Here is an 18,559-nt window from a genome sequence, read left to right as displayed (position 1 = left end):
CCAGCATAAAAGGCTTGATAATAGCCGTTACTAATTTCATTTTGAGCTCCTTTAATAGACGCTGCCACCGCGTCTTTTTTGGGATAAAGAGCCGGGTGATATCACCCGGCTTTTTTAGGTTTTAAACCCGGGTGATCTTACAGATCGAAGGACTTGCTTACGTCCAGGAAGAAGTAGCCGTCACCACTTTCACCGTCAGTGCTATCGGACAGTTCAACATTTGTGGTTTTACCCAGAACAGCGGTTACGTCCAGACCAGCGATTTCGCCAGAAGCACTCAGCTCAATCCAATCGTGACCAGATTTGTCATCAGTCTCGTCATTTTCAACGCTTCCGTACAAGAAACCGAATACTTCACCACTCCAGCTAAAGGTGTAACCATCATAGTCAGTGTCAGTTCCGCCGGTTTCTTCACCGTGCGCAGTACCATCAAAGTAAGAAACACCAAAGCCGGCAAAACCAGCGCTGATTACATACTCATCTTCGTAATCAGAGGTGTAGGTGTACTCATAGCGGTTGTATGCGATATCCAGACCCAGGCCATTTTCAAATTCAGTCGCCCAGCCTACGTAGAAGTCAGTTTCCAGACCATCATCGTTGGTATCTGGATCACTAGCATCACCAAAAGCGCCATCTTCACCACCGTTGTCACTGATGATCCAGGTGCCAGCATAGAAACCTGCACCCAGGTCAGCATCCAAACCACCGTAAGCACCGGCATCACCCAGGTTTACACCACGGAAGTAGTAATCGGTTACAAAACCGGCATTCGCAGACAGCTCAACAGCCATAGTTGGAGCAGACAGAGCGCCGGAAGCCAAAGCAATGGCCGCAGCCAATTTGGTCATTTTATTCATGGAGTGTTTCCTCTCTTAATGATTTTTAGAACTTAAAGTCCAGATTTAAAGTTCAAGTTTTGCGACCGGCTGATCTCTGTAGTTGTTTGATCGTCAGATCAGCTCAATCGACTTGCCCCCATACTGCACATTGCTTGCCAATTATAAAAAATTGTTATTTTTCAATTAGTTGCAACATATTTGCGCTATTTAGTGGCAGGAGCACAAAAAAAGAAACGCGCCGGAGCTCAATTTTGGTGCGTTTTCTTCAGGGACAACAAAGTTATAGCACCGCAATGGTGCAACCCTCAAGGTTTATGAAGTAAATATGACAGTTTTATCGATAACTAATAATGAAACTTCAGATTCACTACGGGAATGCCGCTTGTTTTCCGGTACACTGTGCACCAAAGCGCTTCAATTTATTGTGGATATTCAACGGAAACGTCTTATGCTGGAAAATCTTGCACGCACTGTGTTCAGTGAACTGAAAAATGCCATCCCGTCCCAAGTCACCGATTTGCCCGAACGGGAATTACGCGCGGCACTCGAAGGCGTGCTGCACAAGTTAAATCTGGTGTCGCGGGAAGAGTTTGATGCCCAGCAAGCGGTATTGATGAGAACCCGGGCCAAGGTCGAGGCCCTGGAAAAGCAGTTGGCGGAGTTGGAAAAACTGGCGGAGCAGCAATAATCCTTTGTCGGTTACTATCATCCCGAGGAGCAATACGACGAGGGATCTCTTAAGTCGTCCAAGTATCAAGAGATCTTTCACCGCTTTGCGTCTCAGGATGGCATATGCCTTACTTGGGCAATTTTTTCACCTGCGCTTTTTTAATTTCATTGGTGCGAATCATAAAACTCAATTCAGAACCATTACCAAACACCGCCGGATCAAATTTCAGATAAAGCTTTCTGGTCCCCCAAACAATACTGCCGGCGGGTGAACCATCAACGCGAATCGCCAATTTATATTTTTGACCTGACTTGAAAACCGTTGCGGAAGGTGTAACAGCAATCACCGGGTACTCGGTATTCTTATCGTCAACGGCCTTAATCAAATCAAACTGATTCAGTTTGGATTGAACTTCGGCGCCGTAACTCGAGACATCGAGATCCAGATAAAAAACTGTCTGTGATTTGTATTGATAATTTTTCGGTCCGGATTTTTCTTTTATGTATTCGGTGATCACCCGATCAAGAGTCAAATCAAGATTTTCAGTACGCACCTGCTCCTCGGTCTGCATCGGCGCATTGCCAATAAACTCCCAGCTGCCATCGTCCTTCAAACGAACACGGGTGCCGTCTTCACTGGTGGCAAAGCGGTCGTTGGAAATATATTCCCACGAGCCATTTTCCTTTAAACGAATTTCACGGCCATCGTCACCAATCGCAGTTCGATCGGCGAGAGCAGCATGGGAAAGAGACAAAATGGCAGAAGCCAGCAAAAGTTTTTTCATTGATTACAACTCTTATTCAATGTCATCCCGAGCGAGCGCAGCGACGAGGGATCTCTAAATATCACACCATCATCGGGAGATTCCTCGTCGCTGCGCTCGCTCGGAATGACAACAATGTGAAATAAACTGGGCTATACCCTAAAGACCACTCAGCAAATTGTCGAGGGTCTGCCGACCTTTTTGTTGGTTACGCTCAGGGCAGTTCTCACCAAAACCCTCGCGCTCCATATCCTCTTCCGGGATTTCATCCAGAAAGCGACTGGGTGTTGTTTCAAACACTTCGCCGAACTGCTTGCGCTTGGCAGCCATGGTTAAAGTCAGAGTGCGCTGCGCCCGGGTAATACCCACATAAGTGAGGCGGCGCTCTTCTTCAATATTGTCTTCTTCGATACTGACGCGATGAGGCAACAGATCCTCTTCCATACCGACCATAAACACGTGCGGGTATTCGAGACCTTTGGAGGCATGCAGAGTCAGCATCTGTACCTGATCGAAATTGTCTTCTTCCTCCTGCTGTTCGAGCATATCGCGCAACATCAATTTTTTGATGGCACTTTCAAGGCTGCCATCGCCATTTTCAGCGTCATCGCGCTCGATAATACTGTTAATGGATTCCAGCAGGTAATAGACATTTTCCAGTCGGCGCTCGGCCACGGTGGGAGAACTGGCGTTCTGGTGCAACCAGGATTCGTAGTCGATGTCATCAACCATTTCTCTCAGTGCCGAGCCAGCGTCACCGTTCAAGGCACTCGCGGCGACACCCGTAAACCATTTGATAAAGCGCTGGATGCGATCGAGACTTTGCTTGGGAATATGGCCCTGAATGCCCAGCTCCTGGCAGGCATCAAACAGACTGATATGGCGCTCGGTCGCATAGCGCCCCAGAGCTTCGAGAGTCCCTGTGCCTATTTGCCGACGGGGCGTATTGATGATGCGCAGAAACGCATTGTCATCGTCCGGATTCACCAACAGCCGGAGATAGGCCATGATGTCTTTGATTTCCGTCTTGGCAAAAAACGACGTGCCACCACTGATGTTGTAGGGAATGTTGTGCTGCTGCAATTTGATTTCCAGCAGACGAGCCTGATGATTGCCGCGATAAAGAATCGCGAAGTCGCTGAACTTACAACTGCGCTGTTGCCGCTGTAAAAAGATTTCCGTAGCGACCCGTTCCGCTTCCGCTTCTTCATTGGCACAGCGCAACAATCGCAACGGGTCTCCCAGACCCATTTCACTCCATAATTGTTTTTCAAACTCATGGGGATTGTGGGCAATCAGATGGTTGGCGCACTTCAGGATGCGGCTGGTGGATCGATAATTTTGCTCCAACTTGATCAATTTCAACGTTGGAAAATCCTTCTTGAGCAACGACAGATTTTCAGGGCGCGCGCCTCGCCAGGCGTAAATGGACTGATCGTCATCCCCCACCACCGTGAGACTGCCACGATCGCCCACCAACATTTTTACCAGCAGGTACTGGCTGGAATTGGTGTCCTGATATTCATCCACCAATAAGTATCGGATTTTGCGCTGCCAGCGCTGCAGTACTTCGGGCTCACTCAAAAACAGTTGTGCCGGAATTAAAATCAGGTCGTCGAAATCCACGGCGTTATAGGCCAGCAAAGCCTGATTGTAGCGTTTGTAAATATGGGCAATCTTTTCTTCGCCGGCGCTACCGGCCTTGCTTAATGCGGTGTCCGGGGCCAACAGATCATTCTTCCAGTTGGAAATCTGATGCTGCACCAAATCCAGATGATCGCTGTCGAGATCGCCGTCTTTCATCATCAGCTCTTTCAGCAATGACTTGGCATCTTCCGCATCAAAAATGGAAAAGCCGGGCTTGAATCCCAGCGTCTGATATTCACGCCGGATGATATTCAAACCCAGATTGTGGAACGTGGAAACCGTGAGTCCCTTGGCGCGATTGTTGCCCCCCACTTTGAGCAGCCCACTTACCCGCTCTTTCATTTCTCGGGCCGCCTTATTGGTAAAGGTAACGGCAGCAATGTGCCTGGCGGGGATACCACAGGCCTCCACCAGATAGGCGATTTTTCGGGTAATCACACTGGTCTTGCCGCTGCCTGCACCGGCCAGCACCAGACAGGGTCCATCAATGTAGTGAACAGCTTCTTTTTGACGGGGATTGAGGTTGGTCATAGAACAGGGGAATCAGAGCGGCAAAGGCGGAGCATTGTAACAATGGCTTACCTCAGACGACAGACCCGGGAGTACAACCGGCCGATGATCCAGGATTACTGACCGCGATTAATGGGTGTGATACTGGCCGATTCCCGAAGCTTTGTTTTGTAACTGGAAGTCCCCGCTTCATAAATCCTGACGCAATTACGCCCCATGCTTTTCGCTTCATAGAGAGCCAGATCCGCTTCATGCAATAGCTCACTGGCGGTCTGGCCCGTTTCAAGCTGCGCCAACCCCAGACTGATGGTCAGACTGAACGAGTGTTGATCGTAAACAACCACTTGCTGCTCCACCTTGTTACGCAACCGCTCTGCCAACATAGCCGCTTCTGCAATCGTGGTATTGGGGCAAGTAACCGCAAACTCTTCACCCCCAAGGCGCGCGACTTCATCACCGTTACGGATGCTCTCCGTCAGACACAGGCTGATAATCCTGAGCGCTTCGTCACCGGCGGCATGGGTGTATTGGTCGTTGACGTCCTTAAAGAAATCAATATCTGCCACCATCACCACCAGATTGGAACCGGAGCGATCGGCCTGGCTGATGTCGCGCTCCAGCACTTTCATAAAATGCCGCCGGTTGGGCAGGTTGGTCAACACATCGGTGCGCGCCTCCTGCTCGGCGCGATCTTTAGCCTCTTCCAGATCCCGTGTGCGCAAACGCACTTCGGAACGTAGATGGAAGATATGAAACACCATCGCCAGAGCCAGCAACAAAAACAGGCTGAACACTAATGGGCCACGGTACTGCAGCAAAAAGCTCGTCAGCCCGCTATCGCTCTGTTCCTGATAGATAAAACGGCTCAGATCCACATTCGCCTGTAATTTCCCCTGATCCCGAAACACCTCGGCAATCTGATTCCAGCGTGACTGATTCATGTAACCGACTGGTACCACATCAGCCAGCATAAGCTTAATCAACTCTCGGGCTTCAAACATCAGATCTTCGCGGGATTTATTCTGGCTGTTGTATTTCAGCAGAATGATGTCGACGATTTCATCGGGATGGTTGATTGCGTACTGCCAGCCTTTGAAGGAGGCTTCGCGAAACTTTTGTACCAGCTCGGGCCGAGTTTCAATCAGGCCATCGGTGGTCACCAGGATATCGCCATAGAAATTAACGCCAAAATCCCGCGGGTGAAAGATTGTGTAGGGGACGTTGTAACGCTTCAGGGTTCTGGGTTCGTTGGTGATATAGGCATTGATGGCATCGAGTTCACCCTCAATGATTTTATCCACCCCCAACAGACCGGGCATCAACTCAACTTCGTAGATTTTAACGCCGCCATTTTCCATCATGGAGACCAGCTCGGCATTCATATAACCGGTCACCAGACGGACGCGCTTGCCCTTCAAATCCTGCAACGTCTCAATACCCGCATCTTTTCGCGCCAGCAGTACTGAAGGCGAATGCTGGAAGATCGCACCGAGCGCCACCAGAGGCACGCCATTGGCCCGGTAGATCAGAACACCGCTGTCACTCACTGCGAAATGGGCCCGACCACTGATCAGACTGTCGACGGGCGTCAGGCCCTGGGTTCGCTCTTCAATCACGACATCCAGACCCGCTTCGCGGTAGTAACCTTTCTCCAGCGCGGCATAGTAACCGGCAAACTGAAACTGGTGCAGCCACTTCAACTGCAGCACCACGGGACCATTTTGCTCCTGAGCCCCTGCGAAGGCGGCGGCACAGATCAGCAACAGGGCAAGACCGAGATGTTGCAACAAACTGCTTAATGACCTGCCAGAGCGCCTCATGGGAACCTTACTCGCACCAAAAAGCACAGTTTAAAAAATGACCCCCCCGGTCACCAGCCACAAACGGGGGATATTTTAGCCACATTGCCTGTCCAGCACCCGGTAACTTAATGCCTCGTGAATATCGTTATCCTCCAGCGCCTCTCTGGCCGCCAGATCGGCAATGGTGCGTGCCACTTTTAACACCCTGTGCAAAGCCCGGGCGGACAAACCCAATGCATCCGTGGCAGTCTCCAGCAGACTCTGCTGCCGCGCCGATAAGGCACAGTGATGCATCAATTTCTGCCCCTGCAACTGACCGTTATAGCAACCCTGACGCTGGTACTGAATGCTGCGCGCCACCGCTACGCGCCCAGCAATCTGCGGAGAATCCTCGCCTGTTACCGGTCGATACAAATCCCCAGACGCCAGAGGCTGAACCGGAATGTGCAAATCAATCCGGTCCAATAACGGGCCTGAAATTTTGCCGCGATAGCGATTGACCTGATCCGGAGTACAGCGACAGCGTCCGCGCTCATCCCCCCAGTAACCACAGGGACAGGGGTTCATCGCCGCCACCAATTGAAAACGGCAGGGGAACTCCATCTGTGCCGCAGCCCGGGACACCCTGATAAAGCCATTCTCGAGGGGCTCTCGCAACACTTCCAGAACCTGCCGCTGGAATTCCGGCAGCTCATCCAGAAACAGTACCCCGCGATGGGCCAGCGATATTTCCCCCGGCCTTGGCTGTGGACCGCCGCCCACCAGCGCGGCGGCAGAAGCGGTATGGTGCGGCGCCACAAACGGTCGTGCAGGGTAACCCAGAGGTGCCTGTGGCTTTTGCCGGGAAACCGACTGAATCGCCGCCACCTCCATGGCTTCCTCCCGGGTCAACACCGGCAGCAATCCAGGCAGGCGCGAAGCCAGCATCGACTTACCCGTGCCCGGTGCCCCAAACATCAGCAGATGATGCTGTCCTGCCGCTGCAATTTCGAGCGCCCGCTTGGCCTGAAGCTGGCCTTTGACTTCACTCAGATCGAGAGTCGCTTGGGCGTCCGGGGCGTAGGCAACCGGCGGATGGGGCAACAGAGGCTGCTGACCAAACAGATGCGCCACCACATCCAACAGCGAGTGACTGCTCAATACTTCGGTGGCCTCACATAGGGAGGCCTCCGGGCCATTTTCCGCGCAACAGATCAAGCGCCGCTGCTGCGCGCCACAAGCCTGAGCCGCGGGCAGGATGCCTGCCGTCGGTCGCAGCCCGCCATTGAGGGACAGCTCACCGACAAATTCATAATCCTGCAGCTTTTCCTCGGGCACCTGACCGGATGCCACCAGAATCCCTAGGGCAATCGCCAGATCAAACTGGCCCCCCTGTTTCGGTAGTTCGGCGGGCGCCATATTGATGGTAATGCGCCGTGCCGGAAACTCAAACTGGCTATTGAGGATGGCACTGCGCACCCGGTCGCGACTTTCACGCACGGACGTTTCGGCCATACCCACAATGGACAGCGCCGGCAGGCCATTAGAAAGATGCACTTCCACCGTAACCAGAGGCGCTTCGATGCCGTAATTGGCGCGGCTATAGACAATGGCCAGTGACATGGCGATTCCCGATGCTTAAAAATCGAGACAGTCTGACTCTTCAGGCGTCAGACCAACACCAGACACAGGTATGGAAGAATACCTAAAACCATTGTTTCTCGCGGGGGAAGCGTCGCCACACAATCAGAAGACAAAACAGTAACACCGCGCCCATCGACAACCAGATCAACAGCAGGGCATCACTGAGACTGCCCCCCTGAAAAGTCACCTGATTTTTGATGCCGCCACCAATGCCTCCGGCCAGGGCAATGCCCAGAGTTTCGGCCATCCCTGTGGCAGCAGCCGTTGCCCCCTCTTTGCCGTCACGAGTAGCCAGCATCGCAGCAGTGGCAGCGGCGTTAAAGGTCAACCCCATGCCAAACCCTCCCAGACACCAAGCCAGATACAGCCAGCCAGGGGAGACAGTAGGAATCAAGGTCAGCAGAATAATGGCCAGCGTGATCAGCAGTAACAGCAGGCCGATCAACATGGAGCGCTGATGGGAAATGCGCTGGTCGAGCCAGGACTGCCCGAACGAAGCAATCACCCAGGTGAAAGCAGCACAGGTGAATAACAAGCCCGCCTTGGAGGTAGAAAACCCTCGCTCCTCAATCAGAAACAACGGCATAAAGGTTTCCATACCAAAGAAGGCAAAAAACGACAGCCCCAGTAGCACAACCGCAACGGCCAGAGGGCTCCTGAGCTGCAGCCAACCCTCGGGCATCACCCGGTTGAGCGGTGGCCAGATACCCACCAGCGCCACTGGCAGCAACAGCCACAACCAACCCATCGGCTCGGATACCACCCAGAATATCAACAGCGACCAGCAACCGATTTGCAACGCATTTTTCAGGGAGTCATAACAGGGCTGCTGAGGCTCGTAATCCAGCGCTCGCAACTGGGGCACAACCAACAGAGCGATCAATGCCACCAAGGGAATTTGCAGAATAAAGATCCAGCGCCAGCTGAGATAATCCACCAACAAGCCGCCGACCACCGGTGCCAGCAGGGAGGGCAATAACCAGGCGGAATCGAGCATAGCCACCATCCGTGATTTGATTTCAACCGCGGCCAGACGATTGATGACGGAATAAGCCACCGTCCAGACCACACCACCGCCAAGCCCCTGCAGCATTCGTGCGGCAATCAGAGTCTGTAGATTCGGTGCCTGAATCGCCAGCCCCAAACCGACACTGAAAATCAGCAGAGCAAAGCCAAAGATGCCACCGGGGCCATGCTGGTCAATCCAGTCGCCAGCCCATGCCACTGCCACCAGCGACGTGATCATATAGGCAGCCAATGACAAGCCATACCACTGGGCTCCGCCCAGTTCAGCGACAATATTGGGCAGAGCAATAACCAGCACCAGCTCATCAAAAGCATGCAGGGAAACCGCCAGCAGCAAGCCGGCAACCAGGCGTTTACTCATTACCAAGTTATTCGCTCAGCGCCGCTTGCTGTAACTGATTCAGTTCGGTAATGCCCTGCTTGGCCAACGCCATCATCGAGGCGAATTCGGCTTCAGAGAAAGGCTCCCCCTCAGCAGTACCCTGAATTTCGATGATGCCGCCATCGTCGGCCATAACAATATTCATGTCGGTTTCTGCATTGGAATCTTCCGGATAATCCAGATCCAGAACCGCCTCACCCTCATAGATGCCCACAGAAACCGAAGCAATCATGCGCTTGAGAGGCTCACCGCTGATCCTGTTATTTTGCTTGAGGAAACTGATGGCATCGGCCAGTGCCACACAGGCGCCGGTAATCGATGCGGTTCGAGTGCCGCCATCGGCCTGAATCACATCGCAATCAATGGTGATGGTGTTATCGCCCAGCTGCTCCAGATCCAGTGCGGCGCGCAAGGAGCGGCCAATCAGGCGCTGGATTTCCACAGTGCGACCGCCCTGCTTGCCACGTGCGGCTTCGCGGCCCATGCGGGTACCGGTGGAGCGGGGCAGCATGCCGTACTCGGCTGTGACCCAACCCTGACCCTGACCGCGCAGAAAGCGAGGCACACCTTCTTCCACAGAAGCGGTGCAGATAACTTTGGTGTTACCAAACTCGACCAGAACAGAGCCTTCGGCGTGACAGGTAAAGTTGCGGGTAATACGAACCGGACGAAGCTGTTCCGGTGAACGGCCACTGGGTCTTTGCATAATGTAAATCCTTGGAGATTGTGCAGGGAGCTTGTCGCTGACAAGAAGATATTGATCTGCCATTATACCCGCCCGACAGATGTCCACATAATTTTAACGACTTTATTGAATCAGGATACCCGACTCCATGCCAAGCAGTATGACCGGATTTTCCCGCCAGGAGGCTCAGCTCTCTGGTGCCTCCATTAGCTGGGAAGTGCGCAGTGTTAACCACCGCTATCTGGAACCCAATTTTCGCCTGCCCGACATTGCTCGCGAACTGGAGCCCCAGCTACGCAATGAACTGCGCAAAGCCCTGTCTCGTGGCAAACTGGAAGTCGCATTCAATTACCAGCTGCAGCAACAGGGCAGCAGCTCGGAACTGGCCCTGAACCAACCTTTGGTAGCACAACTGGCCAAGGCTTCCGAACAGCTGAGCCAAAGCCTCAGCAACCCGGCCCAAATCAATCCGGTCGACTTGCTGCGCTGGCCCGGGGTGATCGTGGAGCAGGAACTGGATCGCGACGAGTTGCTGGATCAGGCCCTGAGTCTGTTCAAGCACACGCTCAAGGGGCTGCTGGAGCACCGCCAGCGCGAAGGCACCGAGTTGCAGCACCTGATCGAGCAGCGTCTTGACGGCATCTCCGAGCAGGTCGTTATTATTCGTGAAAAATTACCTGCCATTTTGCAGGCCCAGAAAGATCGCCTTCGCGACAAGCTCAATGAACTGCAAGCGGAAATCGACAGCGAACGATTGGAACAGGAAATGGTCTATCTGGCCCAGAAATCCGACGTGGATGAAGAGCTGGACCGGCTCGACACCCACATCACCGAAGTGCGCCGCACCCTGAAGCAGAAGGGGGCCATAGGCCGGCGTCTCGACTTTCTGATGCAGGAACTCAACCGCGAGGCCAATACCCTGTCATCGAAGTCCATCGTGGTAGACACCACCCAGGCTGCCGTGGAAATCAAAGTTCTGATTGAACAGATGCGCGAGCAGATTCAAAATATTGAGTAATCCCTTTCCGGGACAACCACTAAAGAGTGAAACAAGGCTGCAGTAATTGATATGAGCTCACTAGGCACCCTCTATACCGTCTCCGCACCCTCGGGTGCCGGCAAAACCAGTCTGGTCAAAGCGCTGATCGACAACCTCGATGGCGTTCAGGTGTCCATCTCCCACACCACCCGCGCCATGCGTCCCGGTGAGGCCGATGGCATCAACTACCATTTTACTGAGCGCGAGACCTTTCTCGCCATGGCCAAAGACAACGCTTTTCTGGAATACGCCGAGGTATTTGGCAACCTTTATGGCACCTCCACTCAGTGGGTCAAAGATACTCTGGCTGGCGGTACCGATGTGATCCTGGAAATCGACTGGCAGGGCGCGCAGCAGGTGCGCAAACTGATTCCTGAGGCCATCAGTATTTTTATCCTGCCCCCATCGCGCGAGGAGTTGCGCCGACGCCTGACCGGTCGCGGCCAGGACGATGAAGCGGTGATCAATGGCCGAATGCAGGAAGCCATCAGCGAAATGTCACACTATGTGGAAGGCCAGTTTATCGTCATTAATGATGACTTTGATCAGGCTCTGCAAGACTTCCGGTCCATCCTCCTCAGTCAGCGTACTGCGCTGCAAAACCAACAGCAGAGGCACAAGGAATTACTGGCAGAGCTATTGTCCTGACTGGTTGTTTTGCGTACACTGGCCGGCCTTTAAAAATAGGCCCCAAATGGCTGATTTCTTAGTGAAATTATCCGCTGTGACTGCAATACTGTTGGGCAATGGCCTGTTTCGAGCGATTTGACGCTCACCCCGCTTTATATTTTTTATGAAAGGCTTGAATTTTTATGGCACGCATTACCGTTGAAGACTGTCTGGACTTTGTAGATAACCGCTTTGAGCTGGTGCTGGTGAGTAGCAAGCGCGCTCGTCAGATCGCCGTAGGTGGCAAAGACCCGATGGTAGAAGAAGAGAACGACAAGCCAACCGTGATCGCCCTGCGCGAAATCGAGGAAGGTCTGGTCAACGCCAGCATCCTGACCCAGAAGGAAGAGCCTGAAGAATTTGAAAACGTTGTTCTCGACGACGCCGCTCCTCAGCTCTGATTCCTCAACTAGTTAGGGGGATGGCAACACAGCATGCAATCGCTTGAGTCACTGAGCCACCGGCTCTCCTCCTATCTGGCACCCTCCCAGATCAATCGCGTCAAGCGCGCTTATTTTTACGCCGAGCAGGCCCACGATGGGCAGATGCGTCGTAGCGGCGAACCCTACGTAACCCATCCTCTGGAAGTCGCCAACATTCTGGCCGGCATGCACATGGATCATCAGAGCCTGATGGCCGCCATGCTACACGATGTGATCGAAGACACCACCGTTCCCAAGGAGGCCATCGCCAAACAGTTTGGCGAAACCGTGGCCGAGCTGGTCGATGGCGTCAGCAAACTGACCCAGTTCGAGTTCGAATCTCAGGCCGAGAAACAGGCGGAAAATTTCCAGAAAATGGCGCTGGCCATGGCCAAAGACATCCGCGTCATTCTGGTGAAGCTGGCCGATCGCCTGCACAACATGCGCACTCTGGGCGCCTTGCGCCCGGAAAAGAAACGCCGCATCGCCAAGGAAACCCTCGAAATCTACGCCCCCATCGCTCAGCGTCTGGGCATGAACAACGTGCGACTGGAGCTGGAAAATCGCGGCTTTTCCGCCATGTACCCGCTGCGTTGTGAGCGCTTGCAAACTGCCCTGAAGGCGGCGCGAGGCAACCGCAAAGAGCTGGTGGAAAAAATCCAGAGCGCCATTGAGCTGCGTCTGGAGCAGGAAAACATCAACGCTCTGGTGATCGGACGGGAAAAGCACCTCTACAGCATTTACAAAAAAATGCGTAATAAGAAGAAGTCCTTTAAAGAAATCATGGACGTCTATGCGTTTCGCATTATTGTCGACAATGTGGACAGCTGTTATCGGGTACTGGGTGCCGTGCACAACCTCTACAAGCCGGTGATTGGCGAATTCAAAGACTACATTGCCATCCCCAAAACCAATGGCTACCAATCCCTGCACACGGTGCTGGTCGGTATGCACGGCGTACCCATCGAAGTGCAAATCCGCACCAAGGATATGGACGAGATGGCCAACTCCGGGATTGCCGCCCACTGGCTCTACAAAAGCGAAACTCCGGACGACACCCCAACCGGCAGTCACGCCCGCGCCCGTCAGTGGATTCAAGGGTTGCTGGAAATGCAGCAGCGCGCCGGTGATTCGCTGGAATTTATCGAGAACGTCAAGATCGATCTGTTCCCGGATGAAATTTACGTCTTTACCCCCAAAGGCAAGATCATTGAGCTGCCCGCCGGCGCCACCGCGGTAGACTTTGCCTATACGGTGCACACCGATGTCGGTAACCGCTGTGTTGCCTGTAAGATCAATGATCGTCTGGCCCCCTTATCGCAGCCACTGCAGAGCGGCCAGAAAGTCAAAGTGATTACCACGCCGGGAGCCCAGCCCAATCCCAACTGGCTCAATTTTGTCACCACCGCCAAGGCGCGCAGCAGTATCCGCCACTTCCTCAAAAACCAGCGTCACCAGCACTCGGTTGAGCTGGGCCAGCGCATGCTGGAGCGGGCACTGCAAGAGCGCAAAATCGATTTTGACAAACTCAGTGAAGACGAGATTCAGCACCTGATCGACACCGCTAACGCACCGTCACTGGAGGCGCTGCTGGAAGACATTGGTCTGGGCAATCGGATTGCTCATGCGGTGGCGAAAATTCTGGGTGAGGACTCTGGAGAAGAAACCAACCAGAGCATCTATTCGCCCGTGATGATCGACTCTTCCGATGGCGTGATGGTGAGCTTTGCCCGCTGCTGCCGTCCCATCCCCGGCGACCCGATTATTGGCCATATCAGCCCGGGTAAAGGTCTGGTTATCCATCGCGATGGCTGTCGTAATGTCACCGAAATTCGCAATAATCCCGAGAAGGTCAGCCTGGTCAACTGGGCACCCACGGTAACCGGCGAGTTTCTGGTGGACATTCGTGCCGAAGTGGCCTCCGAACGGGGCATCATTGCCACCTTGGCAACCCGGATTGCCAGTCAGGGGGCCAGTATCGATAACATTCGCGTCGACGAACGGGATGCATACAACAGTGTGATTCAGTTGACCATTGGCGTGCACAACCGCGTTCATCTGGCCAATATCTTCCGCAGCGTGCGCTCCATGCGCAACGTCATCAGCGTGACCCGCAACAAAAATTAATTCAGCAATCCGATAACGGAGGCACCGTGACCAATAAAGCCATCATTCAAACCAACGGCGCCCCGGAAGCCATTGGGACCTACTCTCAAGCCGTCAAAGTCAATAATACCGTCTACCTGTCAGGCCAGATTCCTCTGGACCCGGCATCCATGACGCTGGTGCAAGGGGATTTTGCCGATCAGGCTCACCAGGTGTTTAAAAACCTGCAAGCCGTTTGTGAGGCAGCGGGCGGCAGTCTGGCCGACATCGTCAAACTTAATATTTTTATGACCGATCTGGGTAACTTTCCCGTGATCAACGATGTCATGGCGCAGTATTTTGAACAACCCTATCCCGCCCGGGCTGCAGTCGGGGTCAAACAATTGCCCAAAGACGCTCAGGTTGAAGCTGACGGAATCATGGTAATTTAGAAGGGTTCAACCGACGCAAAAATACAGGTAAAGGTACTGCCCCTGCCGACTTTACTATCAATTTCCAGCTCGGCATTGTGGCGGGTGAGAATGTGTTTGACGATGGCCAGACCCAAGCCAGTACCCCCAGTTTGGGAATTGTGGCTGTCATCGGCGCGATAAAAGCGCTCGGTAAGACGTGGCAGGTGCACCGGATCAATGCCCTCACCCCGGTCGATAAAGCTGACATGCACCTTGTTGTTTTTAATTCTGGCTGACACTTTGATTTCGGTACCCGGTTCGGAGTACTTGACCGCATTGGTGATCAGATTGGTGAACGCGCTGCGCAGCTCTTTTTTATAACCATCAATTTGCAGCGCCGGATCACACTCCAGTTTGAAGCTGTGGTTTTTGTCACCGCTGACGAGTTCACCTTCCTCGACCACTTTTTCCAGCATGCGTTGTAGCCTGATGCTGGTCTTGGGCTCCTGATTGTCTTTCGATTCCAGTTTGGAAAGGGACAGCAGATCGACGATCAGATCGGACATGCGATTGGCTTGCTGCTCCATCTGTGCAAGTGGCTTCTCCCAGGGTTTGGGACAGGCATCTGAGTATTTAAGGGTTTCGATATAGCCTTTGAGCACCGTCAGCGGGGTACGCAATTCATGGGACGCGTTGGCCACGAAGTCTTTTCGCACCTGTTGTAGCTTCTGTAACCGGGTAATATCGCGAATCACAATGGCCGCCTCACCCTGACCAAAGCGGTTGACCTGCAGTTGCAAAAATGTGGATTCCGAGCGCGGCGCCGGAAGCTCCAGCGGCTCGTCGTAGTCGCCAGATTCAAAGTATTCGATAAAACTGGGGTGCCGCAAAAAATTAACCAGTGGACTGCCGTATTCCCGAGCCCTGAGCCCCAGCATGCGGCGGGCAGCGGGGTTGAACATATCAATATTGCCGTTTGCATCGAGCAGGACAATGCCATTGTGAAGTGAATCGGTGACTTCCCGGGTGCGACTGATCACGGCCTGCAGACGATTGCGCTCGCGCTTTTGATGATTTTGCAGGCGCACGATGCTGTCGACGATTTCGCCCCAGATACCCTCGAAATCGGGTGGCGGATTCTGACTGTGCTTAAGCCACAAATCCAGTTGGCGGATCCTCCACAGGGTCCAGGCCATGTAGATACCACCGCAGAGAATCAAGGTCCATTCCAGCTGCCCATTGATCAGTCCAAAGGCAATACTGAGCAGAGTTAATAATATGACCCGCCGAAATTCAGCGGGAAAGCCTCTGTTTAATTCCATTCTCTGCTGTGTTCCTGATATCAGACTGGCAGTTATTTTAGTCCGCTATGGCCTGTTATCGCTAATTAGATTTTGGTGGAACATGATTTGCGTCAATCGACCAGAAATCAGAGTGATCAATCAAACTACGGGGGCCGCCGCCGGCTGAGTCGAAAAGCGGTAACCCGCTCCCCTTACCGTTTGCACATACTGATCACAACCTTCAGGCTGCAGGGCTTTGCGCAAGCGGCGGATGTGCACATCCACGGTGCGCTCTTCCACGTAGACATTGCCACCCCAGACGTGATCGAGCAGCTGACCCCGGCTGTAGACCCGCTCCTGATGGGCCATAAAGAACTCCAGCAGGCGATACTCCGTGGGCCCCATGGCTATGGATGTTCCGGCAATACTGACCCGGTGACTGACCGGGTCAAGCAGCAGATTGCCCACCTGGCAGGGCTCACCCTGAGACGAGCTGCCAGCACGGCGCAAAACCGCCTTGAGTCGTGCGGTTAATTCCCGTGGGGAAAAAGGTTTGGTGATGTAATCATCCGCGCCCACTTCCAGACCCTGAACCTTGTTGTCCTCTTCACCCTTGGCCGTCAGCATGATGATGGGGATGTCGGCGGTCAGGTCGTCCTTTTTGAGCCTGCGAGCCAATTCGATGCCATTGGTACCGGGCATCATCCAATCCAGCAGAATCAAATCCGGCTTGTGATCCACAATCAGACTGTGCGCATCCTGAGCGTTGTCGGCTTCCAGACATTGGTAATCGGCCATTTCCAAGGCCAGACGCAACATATCGCGAATAGGGGCCTCGTCGTCCACGATTAAAATGGTCTTGTCAGACATAAACCTCACCCTGTATCCATTCTCAACTAAAACTAGCTTCGCATTAGATAACAGTTTTATGAACCATTTATGACATTAAAGCAAAATCCCCGGCAATCCATTCTCAGTGGTTATGAGGACGGTCTCAGTGCACAGCACGATCGATGGCAATACCGGCAAAGATCACCATGCCCACCCAGTTATTATTAAGAAAGGCCTTAAAGCACTCCTCGCGATGACGATAGCGGATCAGGAATTGCTGATAGGCAAACAGGGCGGCCGCCAGCAGCAGGCCAAGATAGTAAAAGGTGCCCAGCTCAAATCGCTGTCCCACCATCAACAGGGATACCAGTGTCATCAGCTGCAAGCCAGCGGTAATGACCCGATCCTGATCGCCGAACAATACCGCGGTAGATTTCACGCCGATTTTGATGTCGTCATCGCGATCCACCATGGCATAAAAGGTGTCGTAAACCACCGTCCATAACACCACCGCCACATACAACAACCAGCTGTGGGGCGGCACCTCATTGATCTGCGCAGCAAACGCCATGGGCACACTCCATGAAAACGCCGCACCGAGAACCACCTGAGGCAAGTGGGTATAGCGTTTCATAAAAGGATAACAGGCCGCCAGTGCGACACCGCCGAGCGACAACAAAATAGTCAGCCGATTGGTAAACAGCACCAACACAAAAGCCAGTGTAACCAATACGGCAAACAGCAACAGCGCTTCACGAGGAGCCACCTGGCCACTGGCAATGGGGCGATCTTTGGTACGCTTGACGTGACCATCAATATCGCGATCAGCGTAGTCATTGATGACACAGCCGGCGGCTCGCATCAGTACCACGCCCGACACAAAAATAATAAAAACATCCAGTCGCGGAACCCCATCGGCAGCCAGCCACAGGCCCCACAAGGTTGGCCACAGCAACAGCAAAATACCAATGGGGCGATCAAACCGCATCAGCTTCCAGTAGAGGGGCCAGCGTTGGGCAACATTCTTTGTCATAAAGGTCTCGTTGTTGGGCGAGAAAATTGAAAGAGGGTGAACCTTAACCGAGAGCAACCAGCAAAAGCCAGATCAGTTTTCGATGGCCTTTTGCAGCGGAGCCAGAAAGATCTCCGCCACCAGGATCGGGCGGTTATCCACATAAAATACCGAGCGGCGACCCCAGCCAGGGCTATGGGATTTGATGATCGGCGGCAACGGCGACTGGGGCAAACTGAAATCGGCCACCTCGATCGGATCGCGATGCAAATCCGGTTGCTTAAACAGCCACGCCCCCAGCGGCTTATTGGCCAGCTGAGTCAGGACTCTTAAGCGACCGGTTAGGGAACTGGAGGGCAATATACTGCGGGCATAGACACAGGGCTGTCCTCCGCCATACAGCAACACTTCACGAATCAACACCCGATCGCGTAACCCCAGTCCCAGTACCCGGGCCTCATCGGCACTGGCCGTGCCCCAGCGCTCAGACAGTACCTCGACAGAGAACTCACCGGTGAACCGGTGCAACAGACGCTCGGTCAATGAGCCCTTGTCCAGCAACCAGCGTTTCAGTGGTGCAGACACATGGCCCATCAGCGCGGCCGCCGGGCGCCATGAAGAGCTGTACGCAGAGGGGATATAGTGAGACAAAATGACTTTCTCTAAGGTCGACTGCCTGATGTTTTACTTGGTTTGCAGGCGTTTCGTACCCTTCGTCAGCAAAACGATCGATCTGGCTGTTAATAGGCCTGTTTGCACCGTTTGCCACCAACAAATTACTTTACCGGCTTCGGTGCTCTTGGTTTAATGTCAGCGATAATAACAAAAACCCATCTGGCAAATCACTTGCCGGCCACG

Annotated in this window: 17 protein-coding genes; 6 read left to right on the top strand and 11 right to left on the bottom strand. The window is 53.4% G+C overall.

Going from position 1 to position 18,559, the window contains the following annotated elements:
- Positions 1-137: 137 nt before the first annotated feature.
- Positions 138-857: a TorF family putative porin gene (locus tag ACPXV9_RS15150; RefSeq protein ID WP_423898790.1), complete on the bottom strand. Its 720-nt coding sequence runs from the start codon at positions 855-857 to the stop codon at positions 138-140.
- Between the two features lie 430 nt (positions 858-1,287).
- Between ACPXV9_RS15150 and ACPXV9_RS15145 the strand changes: the two genes are divergently transcribed.
- Positions 1,288-1,527 (top strand): accessory factor UbiK family protein, encoded by a 240-nt coding sequence (locus ACPXV9_RS15145; protein ID WP_423898787.1) that lies wholly within the window; start codon positions 1,288-1,290, stop codon positions 1,525-1,527.
- Between the two features lie 109 nt (positions 1,528-1,636).
- On the opposite strand, the gene ACPXV9_RS15140 is transcribed toward ACPXV9_RS15145, so the two are convergent.
- The 6 genes from ACPXV9_RS15140 to rph form a co-directional block, all read right to left on the bottom strand.
- Positions 1,637-2,293 carry a hypothetical protein gene (locus tag ACPXV9_RS15140; RefSeq protein WP_423898784.1) on the bottom strand — a complete coding sequence of 219 codons (657 nt, stop codon included), beginning with the start codon at positions 2,291-2,293 and terminating at the stop codon, positions 1,637-1,639.
- A 138-nt stretch (positions 2,294-2,431) separates the two neighbouring features.
- The gene (gene rep / locus ACPXV9_RS15135; RefSeq protein WP_423898782.1) at positions 2,432-4,450 is read right to left on the bottom strand and encodes a DNA helicase Rep; all 2,019 of its coding nucleotides are present in this window, start codon (positions 4,448-4,450) and stop codon (positions 2,432-2,434) included.
- A 95-nt stretch (positions 4,451-4,545) separates the two neighbouring features.
- Positions 4,546-6,219: an ABC transporter substrate-binding protein gene (locus ACPXV9_RS15130; RefSeq protein ID WP_423898779.1), complete on the bottom strand. Its 1,674-nt coding sequence runs from the start codon at positions 6,217-6,219 to the stop codon at positions 4,546-4,548.
- Positions 6,220-6,324: 105 nt separating this feature from the next.
- Positions 6,325-7,833 (bottom strand): YifB family Mg chelatase-like AAA ATPase, encoded by a 1,509-nt coding sequence (locus ACPXV9_RS15125; RefSeq protein ID WP_423898777.1) that lies wholly within the window; start codon positions 7,831-7,833, stop codon positions 6,325-6,327.
- 82 nt (positions 7,834-7,915) lie between these two features.
- Positions 7,916-9,241: an MFS transporter gene (locus ACPXV9_RS15120; protein WP_423898775.1), complete on the bottom strand. Its 1,326-nt coding sequence runs from the start codon at positions 9,239-9,241 to the stop codon at positions 7,916-7,918.
- A 7-nt stretch (positions 9,242-9,248) separates the two neighbouring features.
- Positions 9,249-9,968, bottom strand: a complete 720-nt coding sequence (gene rph / locus ACPXV9_RS15115) for a ribonuclease PH (protein WP_423898772.1) — start codon at positions 9,966-9,968, stop codon at positions 9,249-9,251.
- Between the two features lie 127 nt (positions 9,969-10,095).
- Between rph and ACPXV9_RS15110 the strand changes: the two genes are divergently transcribed.
- From ACPXV9_RS15110 to ACPXV9_RS15090, 5 genes are all read left to right on the top strand, one after another.
- The gene (locus tag ACPXV9_RS15110) at positions 10,096-10,965 is read left to right on the top strand and encodes a YicC/YloC family endoribonuclease (protein ID WP_423898769.1); all 870 of its coding nucleotides are present in this window, start codon (positions 10,096-10,098) and stop codon (positions 10,963-10,965) included.
- Positions 10,966-11,016: 51 nt separating this feature from the next.
- Positions 11,017-11,634 (top strand): guanylate kinase, encoded by a 618-nt coding sequence (gmk, locus tag ACPXV9_RS15105; protein WP_423898768.1) that lies wholly within the window; start codon positions 11,017-11,019, stop codon positions 11,632-11,634.
- A gap of 164 nt (positions 11,635-11,798) precedes the next feature.
- Positions 11,799-12,056 carry a DNA-directed RNA polymerase subunit omega gene (gene rpoZ, locus ACPXV9_RS15100; protein WP_423898765.1) on the top strand — a complete coding sequence of 86 codons (258 nt, stop codon included), beginning with the start codon at positions 11,799-11,801 and terminating at the stop codon, positions 12,054-12,056.
- 33 nt (positions 12,057-12,089) lie between these two features.
- Complete coding sequence (spoT, locus tag ACPXV9_RS15095; protein ID WP_423898764.1) at positions 12,090-14,204, top strand: bifunctional GTP diphosphokinase/guanosine-3',5'-bis pyrophosphate 3'-pyrophosphohydrolase; 2,115 nt, start codon at positions 12,090-12,092, stop codon at positions 14,202-14,204.
- A gap of 26 nt (positions 14,205-14,230) precedes the next feature.
- Positions 14,231-14,614: a RidA family protein gene (locus tag ACPXV9_RS15090; protein ID WP_423898761.1), complete on the top strand. Its 384-nt coding sequence runs from the start codon at positions 14,231-14,233 to the stop codon at positions 14,612-14,614.
- Here the strand turns inward: ACPXV9_RS15090 and phoR are convergent.
- The 4 genes from phoR to ACPXV9_RS15070 all read right to left on the bottom strand — a co-directional run bounded on the left by phoR (position 14,611) and on the right by ACPXV9_RS15070 (position 18,352).
- Positions 14,611-15,897, bottom strand: coding sequence for a phosphate regulon sensor histidine kinase PhoR (gene phoR, locus ACPXV9_RS15085; RefSeq protein WP_423898759.1), 1,287 nt, complete (start codon positions 15,895-15,897; stop codon positions 14,611-14,613). The two genes, ACPXV9_RS15090 and phoR, sit on opposite strands and share 4 nt — an antisense overlap.
- Before the next feature lie 120 nt (positions 15,898-16,017).
- Positions 16,018-16,728 (bottom strand): phosphate regulon transcriptional regulator PhoB, encoded by a 711-nt coding sequence (gene phoB, locus ACPXV9_RS15080; protein ID WP_423898756.1) that lies wholly within the window; start codon positions 16,726-16,728, stop codon positions 16,018-16,020.
- Between the two features lie 124 nt (positions 16,729-16,852).
- Positions 16,853-17,722, bottom strand: a complete 870-nt coding sequence (gene ubiA / locus ACPXV9_RS15075) for a 4-hydroxybenzoate octaprenyltransferase (RefSeq protein WP_423898755.1) — start codon at positions 17,720-17,722, stop codon at positions 16,853-16,855.
- A gap of 72 nt (positions 17,723-17,794) precedes the next feature.
- On the bottom strand, positions 17,795-18,352 hold the full coding sequence (locus ACPXV9_RS15070; RefSeq protein WP_423898753.1) for a chorismate--pyruvate lyase family protein: 558 nt from the start codon (positions 18,350-18,352) through the stop codon (positions 17,795-17,797).
- Between the last annotated feature and the right edge of the window lie 207 nt (positions 18,353-18,559).

Origin of the sequence: Candidatus Pelagadaptatus aseana, from assembly GCF_040362265.1 — a bacterium.
GTDB lineage: Bacteria > Pseudomonadota > Gammaproteobacteria > Pseudomonadales > Cellvibrionaceae > Pelagadaptatus > Pelagadaptatus aseana.
This window is presented reverse-complemented; position numbering and strand designations above follow the sequence as displayed.